This is a genomic window from Bacillus sp. TCT6, from assembly GCF_056033845.1.
In genome coordinates this window covers 227,401-243,593 of sequence record NZ_JBVYHX010000002.1, presented here as the reverse complement: position 1 = coordinate 243,593, position 16,193 = coordinate 227,401, and the positions used below count along the sequence as shown (strand labels likewise).

At 31.2% G+C, this 16,193-nt stretch carries 16 protein-coding genes, 1 tRNA gene and 2 pseudogenes; 8 read left to right on the top strand and 11 right to left on the bottom strand.

Features of this window, described 5'->3' with window-relative positions; all coding sequences use genetic code 11:
- Positions 1 to 6 precede the first annotated feature (6 nt).
- Together AC0ONG_RS28115 and AC0ONG_RS28110 are read right to left on the bottom strand one after the other, a co-directional pair.
- Positions 7 to 903 carry a DnaD domain protein gene (locus AC0ONG_RS28115; protein ID WP_474204986.1) on the bottom strand — a complete coding sequence of 299 codons (897 nt, stop codon included), beginning with the start codon at positions 901 to 903 and terminating at the stop codon, positions 7 to 9.
- 72 nt (positions 904 to 975) lie between these two features.
- Positions 976 to 1,212, bottom strand: a complete 237-nt coding sequence (locus AC0ONG_RS28110; RefSeq protein ID WP_000527101.1) for a helix-turn-helix transcriptional regulator — start codon at positions 1,210 to 1,212, stop codon at positions 976 to 978.
- A 136-nt stretch (positions 1,213 to 1,348) separates the two neighbouring features.
- Here AC0ONG_RS28110 and AC0ONG_RS28105 point away from each other — a divergent pair, with 136 nt between their 5' ends.
- Positions 1,349 to 1,777 carry a helix-turn-helix domain-containing protein gene (locus tag AC0ONG_RS28105; protein ID WP_000579788.1) on the top strand — a complete coding sequence of 143 codons (429 nt, stop codon included), beginning with the start codon at positions 1,349 to 1,351 and terminating at the stop codon, positions 1,775 to 1,777.
- 22 nt (positions 1,778 to 1,799) lie between these two features.
- Positions 1,800 to 2,228 (top strand): ImmA/IrrE family metallo-endopeptidase, encoded by a 429-nt coding sequence (locus AC0ONG_RS28100; RefSeq protein ID WP_000673778.1) that lies wholly within the window; start codon positions 1,800 to 1,802, stop codon positions 2,226 to 2,228.
- A 250-nt stretch (positions 2,229 to 2,478) separates the two neighbouring features.
- Here the strand turns inward: AC0ONG_RS28100 and AC0ONG_RS28095 are convergent, their stop codons facing one another.
- Both AC0ONG_RS28095 and AC0ONG_RS28090 read right to left on the bottom strand, forming a co-directional pair.
- Positions 2,479 to 3,714 (bottom strand): S-layer homology domain-containing protein, encoded by a 1,236-nt coding sequence (locus AC0ONG_RS28095; RefSeq protein WP_474204982.1) that lies wholly within the window; start codon positions 3,712 to 3,714, stop codon positions 2,479 to 2,481.
- 254 nt (positions 3,715 to 3,968) lie between these two features.
- A complete protein-coding gene (locus AC0ONG_RS28090) occupies positions 3,969 to 5,357 on the bottom strand; it encodes an aminotransferase-like domain-containing protein (protein WP_061667960.1) in 1,389 nt (462 codons plus the stop codon).
- Between the two features lie 170 nt (positions 5,358 to 5,527).
- Between AC0ONG_RS28090 and azlC the strand changes: the two genes are divergently transcribed.
- Together azlC and AC0ONG_RS28080 are read left to right on the top strand one after the other, a co-directional pair.
- Positions 5,528 to 6,241: an azaleucine resistance protein AzlC gene (azlC, locus tag AC0ONG_RS28085; protein WP_098438003.1), complete on the top strand. Its 714-nt coding sequence runs from the start codon at positions 5,528 to 5,530 to the stop codon at positions 6,239 to 6,241.
- A complete protein-coding gene (locus AC0ONG_RS28080; protein WP_000178819.1) occupies positions 6,238 to 6,573 on the top strand; it encodes a branched-chain amino acid transporter permease in 336 nt (111 codons plus the stop codon). The genes azlC and AC0ONG_RS28080 overlap by 4 nt, the downstream gene beginning before the upstream one ends.
- A gap of 704 nt (positions 6,574 to 7,277) precedes the next feature.
- Here the strand turns inward: AC0ONG_RS28080 and AC0ONG_RS28075 are convergent.
- The 5 genes and pseudogenes from AC0ONG_RS28075 to AC0ONG_RS28055 form a co-directional block, all read right to left on the bottom strand.
- Positions 7,278 to 7,430: a hypothetical protein gene (locus AC0ONG_RS28075; RefSeq protein WP_000691090.1), complete on the bottom strand. Its 153-nt coding sequence runs from the start codon at positions 7,428 to 7,430 to the stop codon at positions 7,278 to 7,280.
- A 71-nt stretch (positions 7,431 to 7,501) separates the two neighbouring features.
- A tRNA-Ile gene (locus AC0ONG_RS28070) sits at positions 7,502 to 7,575 on the bottom strand.
- 224 nt (positions 7,576 to 7,799) lie between these two features.
- Positions 7,800 to 8,804: pseudogene (locus tag AC0ONG_RS28065) on the bottom strand (type II toxin-antitoxin system antitoxin SocA domain-containing protein).
- A gap of 74 nt (positions 8,805 to 8,878) precedes the next feature.
- A pseudogene (locus AC0ONG_RS28060) lies at positions 8,879 to 9,238 on the bottom strand (hypothetical protein); the annotation flags it as partial.
- Between the two features lie 245 nt (positions 9,239 to 9,483).
- Positions 9,484 to 9,753 (bottom strand): ArsR/SmtB family transcription factor, encoded by a 270-nt coding sequence (locus tag AC0ONG_RS28055; RefSeq protein ID WP_061663378.1) that lies wholly within the window; start codon positions 9,751 to 9,753, stop codon positions 9,484 to 9,486.
- 296 nt (positions 9,754 to 10,049) lie between these two features.
- Here AC0ONG_RS28055 and AC0ONG_RS28050 point away from each other — a divergent pair, with 296 nt between their 5' ends.
- The 3 genes from AC0ONG_RS28050 (at position 10,050) to AC0ONG_RS28040 (ending at position 12,414) form a co-directional block, all read left to right on the top strand.
- Positions 10,050 to 11,144: a Rap family tetratricopeptide repeat protein gene (locus AC0ONG_RS28050; protein WP_098280861.1), complete on the top strand. Its 1,095-nt coding sequence runs from the start codon at positions 10,050 to 10,052 to the stop codon at positions 11,142 to 11,144.
- Complete coding sequence (locus AC0ONG_RS28045; protein WP_255259137.1) at positions 11,141 to 11,269, top strand: hypothetical protein; 129 nt, start codon at positions 11,141 to 11,143, stop codon at positions 11,267 to 11,269. Before AC0ONG_RS28050 ends, AC0ONG_RS28045 begins: the two co-directional genes overlap by 4 nt.
- 728 nt (positions 11,270 to 11,997) lie before the next feature.
- Positions 11,998 to 12,414 carry a hypothetical protein gene (locus AC0ONG_RS28040; protein ID WP_474204977.1) on the top strand — a complete coding sequence of 139 codons (417 nt, stop codon included), beginning with the start codon at positions 11,998 to 12,000 and terminating at the stop codon, positions 12,412 to 12,414.
- A gap of 72 nt (positions 12,415 to 12,486) precedes the next feature.
- Here the strand turns inward: AC0ONG_RS28040 and AC0ONG_RS28035 are convergent, their stop codons facing one another.
- Together AC0ONG_RS28035 and AC0ONG_RS28030 are read right to left on the bottom strand one after the other, a co-directional pair.
- Entirely contained in the window at positions 12,487 to 12,702 is a 216-nt protein-coding gene (locus tag AC0ONG_RS28035) for an alpha/beta-type small acid-soluble spore protein (protein WP_061667306.1), read from the bottom strand.
- Between the two features lie 163 nt (positions 12,703 to 12,865).
- The gene (locus AC0ONG_RS28030; RefSeq protein ID WP_098438006.1) at positions 12,866 to 14,608 is read right to left on the bottom strand and encodes a methyl-accepting chemotaxis protein; all 1,743 of its coding nucleotides are present in this window, start codon (positions 14,606 to 14,608) and stop codon (positions 12,866 to 12,868) included.
- A 981-nt stretch (positions 14,609 to 15,589) separates the two neighbouring features.
- Here AC0ONG_RS28030 and AC0ONG_RS28025 point away from each other — a divergent pair.
- Positions 15,590 to 16,069, top strand: a complete 480-nt coding sequence (locus AC0ONG_RS28025) for a CPBP family intramembrane glutamic endopeptidase (RefSeq protein WP_098438007.1) — start codon at positions 15,590 to 15,592, stop codon at positions 16,067 to 16,069.
- Positions 16,070 to 16,193: the final 124 nt, after the last annotated feature.

The following is a 16,193-nucleotide window of genomic DNA, read 5'->3' as shown; positions in this document are numbered from 1 at the left end:
TATTAATTATGATTTATATTTTTTTAATAAAGTTTTTAATCTCTCACGCTCTTCTTCAATAGTTAACTCATTATTTTTTATAGGCTGCTCTTCTGGAATATCTTCTTTTTCATGTAACCATTCTAGTACCATTTCATTTCGATTGGTATTCCCTGACCCAAATTGTTTTTTATTCTTACCAAGATCAAACTGTGCATCTAGCATAGCTACATCCTTGAGTGTTTTTACCTTTTTGGCTTCCCAATTTTTAAGAATCCCACGTACATATCTCCACTTTGGTACATTTTCATCAATTGATCTATTTACTGCTTCCCCAATTAGTTCACTACCTAATGATTCACAAAATGCACCAAGCTCTATAATTGCTATTTCACTTAATGAAATTCTATTCTTCATCAAAAATTGATGACTTATTTTAAAATCTTCATTTGTTAATTTTTTTGAGAGTAAACTTTGTTTATTATCATGAATATGATTTATATTTTGTATATCAGTATTTAGTTCTTTCGTACTTTGTATATTAGTATTTAGTAGCTTGTGATTATCCACCGGTAGGTTACCAGCAACAGGTTTTCCAGCAGGTGGGTTTTCCACTGGTGGATAATCATCCACTGGGATTTCGTAAATAATTGTCTCCCATCTAACAATTTTGTTTTTTTCATCTCTAACCGGAAATCTTCTAATATATCCGTACTCTTTTAATTCCTGCATTCCAGCTCTTAAGCTATTAATACCGTCTTTTGCATGTTGCGATAATTCTTCTCTATAAAACACCCAATCATCTGGAAGTGTAAGTATGTAAGCTAATATTCCTTTGGCCTTCCAAGAAAGCCTCTTATCCTTTAGACCGGTATTATTAATAACGGAATAATTATTATCTTTTTTTACTCGGAAAATCCCCATATTATCTACCTCTCATATTTTCAAACCTTTTTTACTTACTTATTGCAACTCTTAACTTCTCCATGACAAAATCTACTTTCCACACTTTTTAAACCAAAGTGCGGTTAAAAAGAACTTAAAGTTCGATTTATTACTAAAAAAAATATCATCTACACTCTTATCAAAAAACTGTGCAATCTTCCTAGCTGTCTCCATTGATGGCGTTCTTTCTTTTTGATCAATCATTCGAATATAGCGTTCAGTTACTCCGCAATAGCTAGCAATTTCTTTATATAAGTTTTTTTTCGGATCGTACATTTTATTTCCCATTATCACACCTCCATAAGAACAATTAGTTCTAAATACAGATTAAAGAACTAATTGTTCTTTGTCAATGCATAAAAGAACTTTTTGTGCTAAAATGAATTCAAAGAGAACAATTAGTTCAATTAGAGAGGTGAACGATGTGATAGGACTTAGAATAAAATCCTTACGAAAAAAAGAGAATTTAACTCAAAAACAACTGGCAGAAAAAATCGGCGTATCCCAAAGAATGATAGGTTACTACGAATCAGAAGAGAGGTTCCCTCCACATGATGTTTTAACTAAATTAGCTGATTGCTTTTCAGTTTCAGCTGACTATTTACTTGGTCGATCTGTTACAGGCGAACCAAACGAACAAGTAACGCCAAAAGATGAGAAAGATATAGCAAAAAGAATGGAAGAAATAAAGAAAGATCTACAAGGCGAAGATGGCTTAATGTTCTCTGGTGAACCTATGAGTCAAGAAGCGGTAGAGTCATTATTAGATGCGATGGAGTACATTGTAAAACAAACAAAAGTAATCAATAAAAAATACGTGCCTAAGAAATATCGTAATCCAGACGATAACTGATGCAAGCTTAGGAGGGAAAACATTGAAATTCGTCATTAGAGATCTAGTCCAACAACTTTGCACCAAATACAACACGAAAAACCCCTATGAGCTTGCAGATTACTTAAAAATACATGTACTAACATGGGATTTACATGAAGAAATAAATGGTTTTTATAAATATGAAAAAAGAAATCGTTTCATTGTTATTAATACTAATTTATCTCCATCTATGCAGAGAACTGTTTGTGCCCATGAATTAGGACACGCGGTTCTACATACTCATGCAAATACACCTTTTCTGCGTAAGAATACATTCTTTTCCGTTGATAAATTAGAGATAGAAGCAAATACGTTTGCTGCGCTTTTGTTAATTGACCAAAAGACCATTCAGCGTGGTGATACAAAAGCATGTATAGCATACAAAAATAATATTCCTGTTGAACTTTTGGAATTTTACAAGCCTTGCTAAAGGAATTAAGATGTTTTAATTGTTGGTTCAAACGCTGACGAGAAAAAGAGAGTGCTCCATCTTTAAAGCAGAAGAAATGTATCTATTGTTTAAAAAATCTATACAGTTAAAGCAAATAAAAAAAATGCACCCCAATTATGTGTCTAACAATTGGGGTGCACTTCAATAACAGTAGGTCTTTTTCAAAAAATCAATAAGCCCTAATATTGTCTATCCTTCACTGTACGAAAATCAATACACTACTTAAATATTACTTTCCTTGTACAGAAATTCCTAATACATAGTAATCTGGATGTAGAGTAACTACAGACTCCCCAGGTTTTACCCACTGTAGAGGACTTACATTTAATTCTACGCTATGATTATCTTTTTCAAAACGATTGATATAATCCTTATCATTTTTTACAAAACTATCAATTTCTTTTTTAAATTCTGGATTTGGATTTACTAATCTATCAATCTCTTTATCAAGAGTGAAATTCGGATTTATCATATGCATCCAGTTTTTCGCTAGCTCAACAGTTGATTTGTCAACGACAAACATGAAATAGAAGTTATCTTCATCCTTCCCAACAAACGAAAATGAACCATGAGAGTCAATCATTCTTGGCAAATTAGGAGTATATAGATCAATTTCTGATGCTACATATCTATATCTGAAATTCGCATTATATTTCTTATTTACTTCAGTAACAAGATTTTGACCTTGTTTAGAAATAGATTGCTCTCTTACAGATGAAATTTCAATTGAATATCTATCAAAGAAAAAATCATCTGTTACTAACGCATTGGGAATACCTATTGGCGTTACCCCTGGTTTTGGCTCTGGTTTTGGCTCTGGTTTTGGCTCTGGTTTTGGCTCTGGTTTTGTTTCTTTTTCAACTGCATTAATAGAGTTATATAAGAACTGACTATACGCTTCACGTGTTACAAACATTTTTGGAGAATACATATTATCTCCTGTACCAATTGTAACCCCATTTTCCTCTAATGCACTAATTGCACCGTAAGACCAAGAATTTTTATCAACATCTGCAAATTTTGTTGTTTTCGTTGCCTTAAATTTAAAAGCATTTGTAAGTGCTTGTGCCATTTGTTCACGAGTTAAAATATCATCTGGACCATACTTCCCATCACCAAATCCATTTACAAATCCTGCTTTAGCAAGTGCTAAGATTTCTTTCTCAAACAAATGTCCTTTAATATCAGTAAAAGGATTTTTGAAGCTAGCATCTGCATCTGCTGGTTTTAGGTACATATAAATCATTCGAGCAACTTGCCCACGGGTTACATTGTCACCAAAGCCAAAGATATTATTTCCGTACCCTTGCACTACTTTACGATTTGTTAAATCATAAATTGCTTTTGTAGACCAGTGATTTGCTGGAACATCTTTAAATGTTGTATCTGCCTGTACATTTGATAAAGATGTTAAAGTTGTTGCTGCAAGTACTACACCTGTTAAAATCATTTTTTTCATTTTCATGCTATTTCCCCTTCTTCTCCCAATTATTTTTACGAATGAAAATATACTTTATTTTCCAACGTAATCATAATAACACAAATACATTATATTTATATATATTTATTTATTGTTTTTAATGATAAAAATACTAATCCCCCCAGAACACTATAGACTAAAAAAACTCTTCTTGCCTATAGAAGAGTTTTTACTACATTTTTACTGTTAAATAGCATTTTCCTTTATTTTAAGTAAATGTCTGCTGTATTCTTTTTAAACTAGCCGAAATATTGTTTTAGTATTTCTAGCCCTATTTTCAACTCTTCTAATGAGTTTGTAGAGGATAGAGCAACTCGTAAATACTGATTAGGCATGGTTTGTGCGGTAATAAAGCGCTCGGAATGAAAAACCCGAATGCCGTGCCTCTCCAAATCTGTTTCTAATTGAAATGCATCATAATGATTTTGAATAGGTAGCCAACGGTAAAAACTAAAAGGATGCCCTACAGGCTTGTTGGAAGAAAAATATCCTGAATAAATTTCGTTTGCAGACTCCGCTAAAAGTTTCTTCTGCTTAACAATTTCATGTGCTTTTCCTGATAACACTAGCTCTGTTATCACCTCTACGTCTAAAGAAGATGTTTTAACATTGACATTAAATATAGCCTTTAAAATATCCTTACGTAAGGCATCCCCGAATACCATATAAGCAACCCTTAATCCTGAACAAATACACTTAGAAGTTCCACTAATATAAACACTTTGTTCTGGAAGTAAATTAAACATTGGTTGCTCATAATCAGAAATAACCCCTGCTGTCAAAAATGCATGAATATCATCCTCAATCAAAATTATTTGATGCTTTCGAATAATTGCTGCTAACTCTTTCTTTCGAAAATTTGCAATCATAATCGTAGTAGGATTAGAGCAAGAAGGCATTAAAAAAATACCATGAATATCTAATTGACTACATTGCTTATCGAGTTCACTTGGGAGCATTCCAAATTCATCCCCTTGAATGGGTACTAATTGAATATGTAGCATTTTTGCCAATTCGATAAAATTTGAATAGGTGTATACATCAGTTGCAATTCGGTTTCCAGGTTTAAACAACGCTGTCAATGTAATCGCTAAAGCATTTTGTGACCCCGAAACTATTGCTATATGGTCTTGATCCACATTAATGCCAAAAGACTTCATCCAATTGAGACCTGCCGTTTTTTGATGCGGAAGACCAGTTGGATCATTGTAATTTAATAGTTGCTCTAAATACTTTTTATCTACTACCTTTTGAATAGTCTCTGCGACAATACTATTAGTTTGCTCAAATGATGCTACTAATCCAAGATCAATGCAGTTTCTGATTTCCTCTGTAGAAATAGTAATGGAACGAGTTGCATTAGGAGCTACAAAAGTTCCACTCCCTGTGATTGCGTAAATTAGGCCTTTAACTTCACATAGTTTGTAAGCTCGGGTAATTGTTGTAAAGTTTAAATCTAAAAAATCCGCTAATTCTCGTTGTGGAGGCAATTTTGTTCCTGGAGCTAAAAAACCATTTACAATATCATGTTCAAGTAGTGCTGCAATAGAGGAATAAAACGGACGCTTTAATAGTTCCTTATTAGGTTTCCAAGACATAGAGTAATTTTCAAATGAATTTACTGGCATGCTTCACCTCTACGATTAAATTTTTATAGATAAACTCAGCATTATTTTAAAGTTAGAATAACACACTCCTCTAAAGAAAATTGTAATCCATACAATTTTCTTATTCATTGTATGGATTTTATGTGTTAAATTTGTATGCAATAAAGCTCTTGATTAAGGATGTGAATAATATGAAAAATAGAAATCAAATACGAATCGCATTCCGTGCAGCTTTCCCTTATACAATACCTATTTTTGCTGGTTTTGTATTTTTAGGAATTGCTTATGGAATCTACATGAACTCTCTGGGTTTCAGTGCAATATATCCAATTCTAATGAGTTTAATCATATTCGCTGGATCAATGGAATTTATTGCAGCTAATTTATTACTGGTTGCTTTTAATCCAATTCATGCACTTTTTCTTACTTTAATGGTGAATGCACGGCATTTATTTTATGGTATTTCTATGCTAGATAAGTATAAAGGAACTGGTAAGAAAAAGTTTTATCTTATTTTTGGACTATGTGATGAATCTTTTTCTATTAATTCTACTGTTGATATTCCAAAAGGTGTTGATAAGGGTTGGTTTATGTTCTTCGTGACACTGCTTAATCATTTGTATTGGGGTATAGGAGCCGCAATTGGTGGTATTTTTGGTTCCCTTGTACACTTCAATACAAAAGGACTAGATTTCGTTATGACAGCACTTTTCGTTGTGATTTTTGTTGAACAATGGATGAGGGAGAAAAAGCATTATAGCGCTCTTGTAGGACTGGGATTATCGATATTTAGCCTAATTATTTTTGGTGGAAACAATTTCATAATTCCTGCAATGATTATGATTTTATTAGTACTTACTATCCTAAAAAAAACAATAGAGAACATAGAGGAGGTTTCCGTGTGACAATGAGTTTACTGCAACAAGTTATAACAGTTGGTATAGTGGTTTTAGGCACAATGATTACAAGGTTCCTTCCCTTCTTAGTGTTCCCATCAGATAAACCTACTCCGCAATATGTCCAGTATCTCGGTAAGGTACTACCTTCAGCTGTCATAAGTCTTTTAGTTATTTACTGTTTTAAGGATCTGAACTTATTATCCGGCAATCATGGTGCTCCAGAATTAATTTCAGTAGGAGTAGTAATAATCCTTCACATATGGAAGAGACAAATGCTTCTCTCCATAGCAGGTGGAACAATTATCTACATGCTGTTAGTACAATTGTTTTTTAATTAAATTTAAAGTGACAAGTAATTGATCCTATCATCCTTCTATTTTAGAAATAGGATCATTATATTCAATAAACTAAAGAATAAGCAATGAATGCATTAGCATGCGCAATTCTTTTCGATAATACAGTGAGCTTCGAGAAAGATTACTATTAGACTAGTTACAACGCACCAGTGGGCTAAATCTAATTATCAATATTGTCTCTACTTCTGTAATATTTTGTATTTAACTCCAGCTACAAAAAATATGAAGAAGGTTGGCAAATATCTTACCTCTTAGTTCAGAGCATATTAATTTTCCTAGATGAATACAACTTTATTTTTAGGAATTCTCCTTCGTTTTGTCCTTTAAGGGAATCAGAACCTTAGCTCTTTCCAAATTCTCTTAGCGTACGAAATTTGCGTTTTGATGGCGCTACCCTATCGCTATCAAGGTAACAAGACAAAATACTCTCTAAAATGAAAAAGGCGTTATTCTTTCTGAGAAATCATAGGAAAGAATAACGTCTTTATATTAATATTGCAACCCGTATCTAAAACCGCAATAGCTATGTCCTTTCCTTTCTCCTTTTTCTCCCATACTAACGGAGAAAACTCATCTCTTAGCCTTAGGAACTACAGGGATAGCATAATCAATCAAAATCCACGAGGTTTCCGTACTTAGAAATCTCCCACTTAACGACCTTACAGCCTATAGAAATTGAAAGTAGTTTAATTCTCTAACATGGATTGCGGAACAACTTTTTTTCCCACTACTTTAAATTCAATTTCCCCTTTTTCTCCATATATTAGTTCTATAATTGGAATAGTTACCATTAATTTTCCCTTCTTTTTTCTTTCTGTCTCTAAATCAATTATTTTCATGTCACAATCCCCTTTATTTATTATAAACAAGGAGAAAGCACTCATTTGAGTGCTTTCTCCTTGTTTATAAGTGGACCTTGTAGGACTCGAACCTACGACCGAACGGTTATGAGCCGTTTGCTCTAACCAGCTGAGCTAAAGGTCCAAAGCGTAAAATTTACTTCATAAGACGTTTTCATATATATCATTTTACCATATAATGTATCAATCCACTTTACTTTTTATTTAATATGCATATTTACATCGTGTTAATAATGTTTATATTCTACAATCCTAACCTTTTGTAATTAGTACTATCTTTTAATACCTTTATAGAGGCCTGATTAACAGTAAAAAATTCATATATCAATCATATTAAAAATGATATAGTTACAACATTGAATTGTTTATATTTTCAAATGCTTTTATGCCATATTTCTTTATATCAGAAATTGTAACTAAATTATATGCCTGTTTCATTGTATTAAAGCAATTATCTATCTCTTCTTTTTCCATAATAGGTTTACCGGGATCATTATCTTCTAATTCTAGATGCGTAACTTCCCATGGTAAGTCAAATAGAATCATTTTTTCTAAACTCTTCCCACTATAACAACCTAAAGTATTGATTACACAGTCTAATATTTCCTTTTCTATTTGAGTTAATTGATTTGTACTATCATAATTAACTTCAAGATTGTCGTACTGATATACTTTATATTTATTAAAAATAACTCGATATACCGGGCCATGACTTCCTACTTCACAATCATCTTCAAATAAATATGTCCCAGTAAACACCTTACAAAATCCTTGCGCATAGTATAACAGCTTTTGAAGAGCTAAAGGAGTAATATCATCATTTTTATATAGCAAATAGTTAGCAACTTCCTCGATTTTCGTAGTCTGCGTAGAAGGAATATCATCATTTTCCTGTAGCTTTGCGATTGCTTCTTTAGAGACTCTATATGCTTTTTGAGTAATTAAATCTTTATTTCTTTCCAAAATATCTAGCATAAAAGATTGATCTCTACCTAATCTTTTCAATATATCCGAGTACTGCTTCGTCGGAATATCTCCATTTACATACCTTGTTAGGGTAACCTCTCCCCAACCTAAAAGTAAAGACAATGGACGTTTTCCAATCTTATATTTTTCTAAAACCTCTCTTATTTCAGAAATAGTAACTAACTGTTCCTGTTGTCTATAGGCATGATCTAATTGTTCTCAATTATAATCATGAATGTTAGGAACAAATATTTCAGATTTACACTCCTCGCAATTTGCTTCTTTACCTACATAATGATATTGCTTCCCTCTAATGACTGTCACCTTTGAAACATCTTTAGTAGAATACTTTACCATATCTCGACAAAACTCACATAAAACCAACATAAAAATCCTCCCTCATTCTAAAACCATTAGTCACTTATCTTTACCTAAAAAGATAAGTGGCTGGTTTATTCCTTTACTATTCTAAATGTTTGTCGCCCGTACTTCGCTCCAGCATTCGCAACTTTTGATGAGAAAGAAGGTTCATCATATGCATAGAAGTCTCCCATAACACGTTCTTCCCCATTTAAGTTAATCCAAACTGGTCCTTCCCATGTTTCAATCTTCCACCAGCCATTATCTCTTTTTTCCATGACTCCTACATTTTGAGCACCATACTCTGATCCGCCATTTGTTTTAGCTGAATTAAAAGATGGTTCTTTATACCCATAAAATGGTTGATTCACAGATTCTGAACTATTAGCAGCGTGAGTTACCATACTAAATGTCGAGATAGATAGAATAAAGAATAATAACATTACACCCTTCTTTAACATATACTCTCTTCACTCCTTTTCGAATAATACTATATTGCGGTTATTACATTAACATATTTTTCTTTATTTTTCTATATTTTTACTAATGAAAACCTATTTTATATTTCTATCTCATTTCTATAATAAGAAAATAGTTTTTTACTTTAATATAAATATTTAAATTTTAATAAAAATAAAAAATCCCCTGCTTTAACACAAGAGATTTTGATATTACTTCCAATTTTCACATTTAAAACTCCGACGATTTAACGGGCTTTTGAATTCTCAATATAATAATGCATTTCTAATCCTTTTCTTTCTGCACGAAGTACTGTTCCTCTCAATTTTGATAAATGTTGTGAGACCGTAGATTGCGTAAGATTTAAAATCTCTATTAACTGTGTAACATTACATGTCTTATGGTACATTAACTCATTAACAATTTGTAGCCGTACTGGATGTACCTTCGCCTTTAATAACTCTACATCTTCTTCTAAGATTTCTTTTCTCTCTTGCTTTCCTTTTAACTCTAACAATCCAAATTCTCCTTTATTATTTATTTCTATTTCCTATTATCGCCATACATAATTACTTAGGTATGGTTCCCTTTTCGCCTGTTAAGAAAATATATTTTGATCAAATCTTTAAATTTAAAAAAAGGTTATTTTTACAGAAACTACAATAATACATACTACTTGAATCTCAATAAATATAAATTAATAGAATATTCCGTCTTATATTGATAAATGCTATTAAATAGATTTTGATAGAGGAAAATTCTGATATGATACTAATTGCTGAATAATATCTTTGGAGAGGATGAAATTGAACAATGAATGTTCATATACAGGGGAACGAGCAAATAACTCATTTATTAAATGAATGGTATCAAGAAATTAGGGCTAGGCATGTAGACGCCGCTCAATTACTTAAACAAGAAATTGAAAACAAAATCCATGATATAGAAGAAAATCAAACGATATTATTATACTACTCACTACTAGATTTTAGACATCAATATTTAATTGATAGCTTAAGTATTTCTAAAGATAGCTTTAAACAAAGTGATGCTTACAAAACTCCTACAGACGATTTCCTTTCATACTATTATCACTTCTTTAAAGCCATTCATTCCAATATTACTGGCAATCATAGCCTTGCAAAAATACATTACGATAAAGCTGAATACCTATTAGAAACAATTCCTGATGAGATTGAACATGCTGAATTCCATTATGAGTTGGCCATTTTCTATTGTCATACACATAAATCGATTTTATGTATTAATCATGTAATGAAGGCTAAAGATATATTTTCAAAACATCCTGGGTATGAATTGAAAGTTGCCTTCTGTAATAACCTATATGGATTAGCATGTACTCATTTAAAGGAGTGGGAATTAGCTGAGGAACACTTTATCTCGGCTATGGATACATTCCAAAAAGAAAATTTAGAATACAATATTTTGATTGTTCGTCACAATCTAGGATTTATGTATGCTACACAGAATTTATCCGAGGTAGCATTACGTTATTTATCTGAAGTTAATCAGAAACTACCTAGCGATTATAAAGCTGTTTTTATTGAAGCTAGGGAACATTATAAATTAGGAGAACATCAAACTGCTCAAGAATTAATAAAAAAAGGCCTGCAGCTTTCTACTCAATTGGGAATTGAAGGCTATATACATCACTTTAAGATTTTAGAAAAAATGAATCTAAATAGTTGTGCTACTGATATAGAAAAAACTGTTTTAGAAGGAATTTCCTATTTTGAACGCGAAGAACTATATGAGTATATAAATGAATATACTGAAAAGTTAGCAACCCAATTTTACAAAGAAAATAATCATAAAAAAGCCAGCTATTACTTTTATGAAGCTAGTAAAGCCAGTGAAAAAAACTTTAAAAAAGGAGCATTAAAATGAAAAAATTAGCGGTTAGCTTACTGGGTATCTTAATTGTTGTGACAGTAACTTTTGGATCAAATTCTTCAACAAGCACTCAAAGTACTGTAAATATTATTAAATATTCACATGGACATACTGGATAATGAAAGGAAGGATTACCCCTTCCTTTTTTATATTTTAGAATGTTAAACGTATCCCCTCTACATCTATCTATAAAAATTTAAGAAATAAATAATTCAAGAGGTAAAATAAAAATACTACAATTAAAAACTTCCATTTGTTTCTTTTCGTTGGTTTTCTAGCATGTTGTATATAAAAAAATAAAGCAATACTTGCCATAGTAATTAAAAACATTTGATAGTAATCCATCATCTGTAATACCCCCTCCATACAAAAAATAAGAAGTCTCTTTTTAAGAGACTTCTTATTTTTAATACAAACGACATACATAGGCTAAACACATACAATAAAGTCAGGATGATGTACTTTATTGCCTTTTTATCATAACGTATAATTTATCATTTTTGTTTAATAATTCCATTCAATTAAACTTTATCAACCTTAAAATGTTTTATAATAAAAAACAAATACAAATAAAATTAATAATATATTCACTTGATGCAGAAGGAATATGCTCAAAAGATATATAGTTCGGTTACAATATCATTCATGATTTTTTAATTTTTTCCTTCCCTTCTGTTAAGAGTACTTCAAAACTTGACTGATTACCTTATGTTAATACTTTATATATGCAAAATTACATACTAACCCTCATTGAAAATAATTCTCATTGTAACTATAATGGTTTCAGGGATTGAAATTTTCACTTTCGTTTCAAATCTCACAATATATTAAAGGAGGAAATACTATTATGAAAAAATTGATTTTAGCAGGGGCACTAGGAATTGCAGTATTTTCAGGTATGAACTTACCAGGGGCTGAGGCATCAAAAGCGAGTGCAGCTACTACGAATTTAGAAATTCAAGAAGTCACAAAATACTACTCTATGAGTTCCTATGAAGTGTCTCAAAAAGAATCATTTAATCTTAAAAAAGGGAAAGAACTTACAGTCTTTGTACAAAATTCAGGGTTCCCAATTTCTTATACGGTCTTTGATGCGGATAATCAAGTAATTGGCACATTCAATGCTAATTCCCCATATGGTCGCGTATTTAAAGCGCAAAAAGACGGTAATATTTCTGTACAATTTCAAGCAGGTGTAAATTCTACGTACATGAAGAAGATGAATTTTACAGCTAAATTTGCTGTTTCTAAACTTAACCAATAATAAAAAATGTAACGATCCTCTTTACAAACAAATTAAAAAGGTATATCCCTTGCATGGAATATACCTTTAGTTTTAGTGAATTTTATATTGACCAGATAGCTGCTCTTGCGCCATACGAACTAAACGTTTCGTAATTTCTCCACCTACTGAACCATTTGCTCGTGCAGTTGAATCCGGTCCAAGTGTAACACCAAACTCCTGAGCAATTTCATATTTCATTTGTTCAATTGCACTTGCTGCAGCTGCTATTAAGATTTCGTTTGAATTATTATTTTCGTGAATTTGCATTTTTTAAACACCTCCGTTGAATTTGGTAATATCATGCTCTATTTCCAACAAAATATGCAAAAAATTATTCGTTTAGCTATTATATATATACCTAAGCTTTCATCTCTTATATAGAAATAAATAAAGGTATAGGTCATACTCTATACCTACACCTTCTCCTATCCTACTTACTTTTGAATTCCCCTATTAACCCCTGTAACTCTTGCGAGAGCCAATTTAAAGAATTTGCTAACTCTGCAATCTCTTGTACATATAGTTCTTGCTCTTTCATACTTGTCTCCACATTACTACTGCTATTCACATATGTATTTGCAATGTGTGATAATTCATTTATAAAATGAACAATAGTTTGATTATCTTTTAGAATGTCACTTGAATGATTCGAAGTCGCTTTAATTTGATTTGTAACAGATTGTGCAGATTCAGAAATCTTTTCAAAGAAAGCACCACTACTTTGAACAAGTGTTATTCCTAATTCTACTTCCTTTGAACTCTTCTGTATGGATCTTACAGCTCTCTCTGCTTCAGCCTGGGTTTCACCAATTAATTTAGCTATATCCCTTGCAGATGCCTCGGTTCTTTCCGCTAATATACTTACCTCGTCCGCAACACCTGAAAATTCTTCCCCCATCTCTCCAGCACATGAGGATTCAGTAGAAGCATTTAAAGCTAATGAATTTGTTTGATTTGAAATGGTTGTAATTACAGTAAGAATTTCATGAATTTCCTTAGATCGTGCTTCGAATGCATAAATACTAGAAGGTACATCCTGAACTGTATCTTGGATTCTTTTCATTTGATTCACGATTTGCTTAATCAAATCTTTTCCCTCTACAGAATGCTGTTCCATGTCTTCCAAAGTATTGCCAACTTGTTTTGCAGCTCCTTTAATTTCTTTCATCTTACTTTCCATTTCTTGAACAATCCCTAAACATTTTTGCACTACATATTCATGAGAATGTGCTCCTAAATTTAATCCTGTAATAGCACTTGCAATTTCTTTAAAGGCTATGCTATTCTCTTTTGTACTTACCGACAATTCCTGTGAAGATGTCAAAACCTGTTCAGCAGTCTGCCTTACTTTATCTATAATCCTATTAAACTTTTTAATAGTGTTATTAAAATAGCTATTAGTTATCCCTATATCATCAGATCTTTCATTCAATTTAATACTTAAATCCCCTTCACCAACTTTACGTAACCCTTCTTGTAAATCCTTTAAAGGCGATAGAGAGTTTCGTGAGATAAATATTTGAATTGTAATTGCGATAGTTAATGAAATTATAATAAATAGTAAACCTTGTATCATAAAGTTTTTCTTTGTAAGAGGAATAATAGAAGCTTCCAAATCCGCTGCAACAATTGCAATTATATTTTTATTTTCATCTGTAACTGGCTCTAAAATTGTTACCCAGAACCCTAATTCATCTTCATACACTTCTGTCATTTGTGCCTGTTTTGTTTGTATTACTTTATCATATGTTTTCATCCAATAAGTAGGCTGCTCATAATATTCACCTGGTTTTACAGAAACAGTATTTGCTAATTCTGTATCCAAAGCTACTATTTGTAATTCAGCTTTATCATTTAGCTTGGCTCCTATAACATATGTTTGCCCAACACTTTTCATATCTTTTATAGATTTATCTAATTGCTCTGTCAACTTTTCTTTCTTCACTCTTTGAGCTGTGGGGTCTTTTGCTAAATCCCTTACTATTTCTAGATCTAATTGATTTAATACCGCATCACCTGTTTCAAAAGACTGCCTCTCAAATATAGACATCATACTATTTTGAAACATATTAAAACTTAACGCTCCCATACTTCCAACAAGGGTCAAAATTACTAATACCGTTAGTAATACATTTTTTTGAAGCAACGATAGCTTATGCCAATATTTTTTCATTGATTTCACCTTTCTTATTTTCAACAATTCAAAAACAAAGTAGTAACATATTAAGAGGTTCTCTTTCTGTTATTAATTTAAACTTTAAAATAGCATACTAATCGTTCAACCAAACGTTCCAATTTTTTTCATTTACAATTGCATCTTTTATATGTCCAGCTGCTCCTGCAAATCTATTAAAAGGAAGACGTAATACTTCTACCACTTCATCTTTTCTATTTGTACTGATTTCTTCTAAATCGATGATATTAAAGAATTTTCCTATAATAATTGCTATAATGTTTAATAGACGACTAAGAATATTTAAAATTCCATATTTATCTCCTAAAGATTTTCAAATTAGATTTGTTGCAGTACCTTCAGCGAGGATTTTTTAAAATTTCGTTAGTTTTAAATAAAGATAAGAATTTTTAAAAGCCTCATCTTTAGTTATTTTTATCTTGCAGAACAATAAAATCTGAAAGTTTAATTCAATCTCCTATTTTATAACTTTTTTCCTTATTTTTCTATAACATTATAATATTTACCTGTACAATCTAAACTTAGACTCTTTTGGTCTTTACCCTTCAATTGTCTTAAATTCATATGAGGTAGCGCAGTAAGTTAATTTTTAATAAAAAACGTTTGTATTAAAAAATGCAAAAATACATACTCTTCCAAAACTATATGCACTTAAATATTCATATAGTAAAATAATCAGTACAAACGTGTCCTATATAGCATATTTCCTTAACGGGCTTGATATTATATTCATCATAAAATTGGTGTGACCTTAATATCTCACTTAGCTCTTTAATATTTTGATATTAACAATATAGAGTTAATATATGCCTACTTTATCGCTACACCTACATATAAGCCAAGAATTCAATTACAGAACGGTTTTCATCAATGGTAGACGAAAACATGTCAAACAAAAAGAGACTCAATTATTTATTACTTTTCGTATAGATGTAATAAAAGATTATAGGAGAAATATATATGCTCAAAAAAATAAATAGATTTATGTTTACTTTGCCTACCATTTCTTTTATTTTTCTTATTTTATTAGGATCATTTTTATTTGTAATACCATTAGGTCTATTCTTACCTGAAATACAAAAAAACCCAATAACAGAAGCACCTCTTATTCTTCAAGTTTTATTGGGGGTATTAGCAGCACCTATATATGAAACAGTAGTTTTTCAAGTATTTTTATTTTGGCTATTAAGTTGGATTCCTTACATTAAAAATCGCGATTACCTTATCATTTTAATAGCTTCAATTATATTTGGATTAAATCATCGATATGGAATCTCTTATATAGTTGGTACAACGATAATTGGTCTTTTATATAACTATGCTTATTGGGTATATAAAAAAAAGAATGAAAAATATCAGGTTACAATGCCTGCTTTTGGGGTTGTTTTTTTGATTCACTTATTACATAATTCTATTGTTTTTATATTATCAAATTTATAAATTTTTTAAAGGTAATATAGATTAATGAATTATGTTTGTACTTGTTAAAGTTAAGAGACACGAAATAAAAATTAAAGAGAGGCTAATTCACTAATACTTCTAAATAGTCTTGTTTCAGTTTGTT

Excerpts from the sequence above, each read along its gene's own strand:
- AC0ONG_RS28035 (WP_061667306.1), bottom strand. The coding sequence starts at position 12,702 with ATGCAAATTCACGAAAATAATAATTCAAACGAAATCTTAATAGCAGCT.
- AC0ONG_RS28090 (WP_061667960.1), bottom strand. The coding sequence starts at position 5,357 with ATGCCAGTAAATTCATTTGAAAATTACTCTATGTCTTGGAAACCTAAT.
- AC0ONG_RS28045 (WP_255259137.1), top strand. The coding sequence starts at position 11,141 with ATGAAAAAATTAGCGGTTAGCTTACTGGGTATCTTAATTGTTGTGACA.
- AC0ONG_RS28110 (WP_000527101.1), bottom strand. The coding sequence starts at position 1,212 with ATGGGAAATAAAATGTACGATCCGAAAAAAAACTTATATAAAGAAATT.
- AC0ONG_RS28095 (WP_474204982.1), bottom strand. The coding sequence starts at position 3,714 with ATGAAAATGAAAAAAATGATTTTAACAGGTGTAGTACTTGCAGCAACA.
- AC0ONG_RS28075 (WP_000691090.1), bottom strand. The coding sequence starts at position 7,430 with ATGAAAATAATTGATTTAGAGACAGAAAGAAAAAAGAAGGGAAAATTA.
- AC0ONG_RS28030 (WP_098438006.1), bottom strand. The coding sequence starts at position 14,608 with ATGAAAAAATATTGGCATAAGCTATCGTTGCTTCAAAAAAATGTATTA.
- AC0ONG_RS28115 (WP_474204986.1), bottom strand. The coding sequence starts at position 903 with ATGGGGATTTTCCGAGTAAAAAAAGATAATAATTATTCCGTTATTAAT.
- azlC (WP_098438003.1), top strand. The coding sequence starts at position 5,528 with ATGAAAAATAGAAATCAAATACGAATCGCATTCCGTGCAGCTTTCCCT.
- AC0ONG_RS28050 (WP_098280861.1), top strand. The coding sequence starts at position 10,050 with ATGAATGTTCATATACAGGGGAACGAGCAAATAACTCATTTATTAAAT.
- AC0ONG_RS28025 (WP_098438007.1), top strand. The coding sequence starts at position 15,590 with ATGCTCAAAAAAATAAATAGATTTATGTTTACTTTGCCTACCATTTCT.
- AC0ONG_RS28040 (WP_474204977.1), top strand. The coding sequence starts at position 11,998 with ATGAAAAAATTGATTTTAGCAGGGGCACTAGGAATTGCAGTATTTTCA.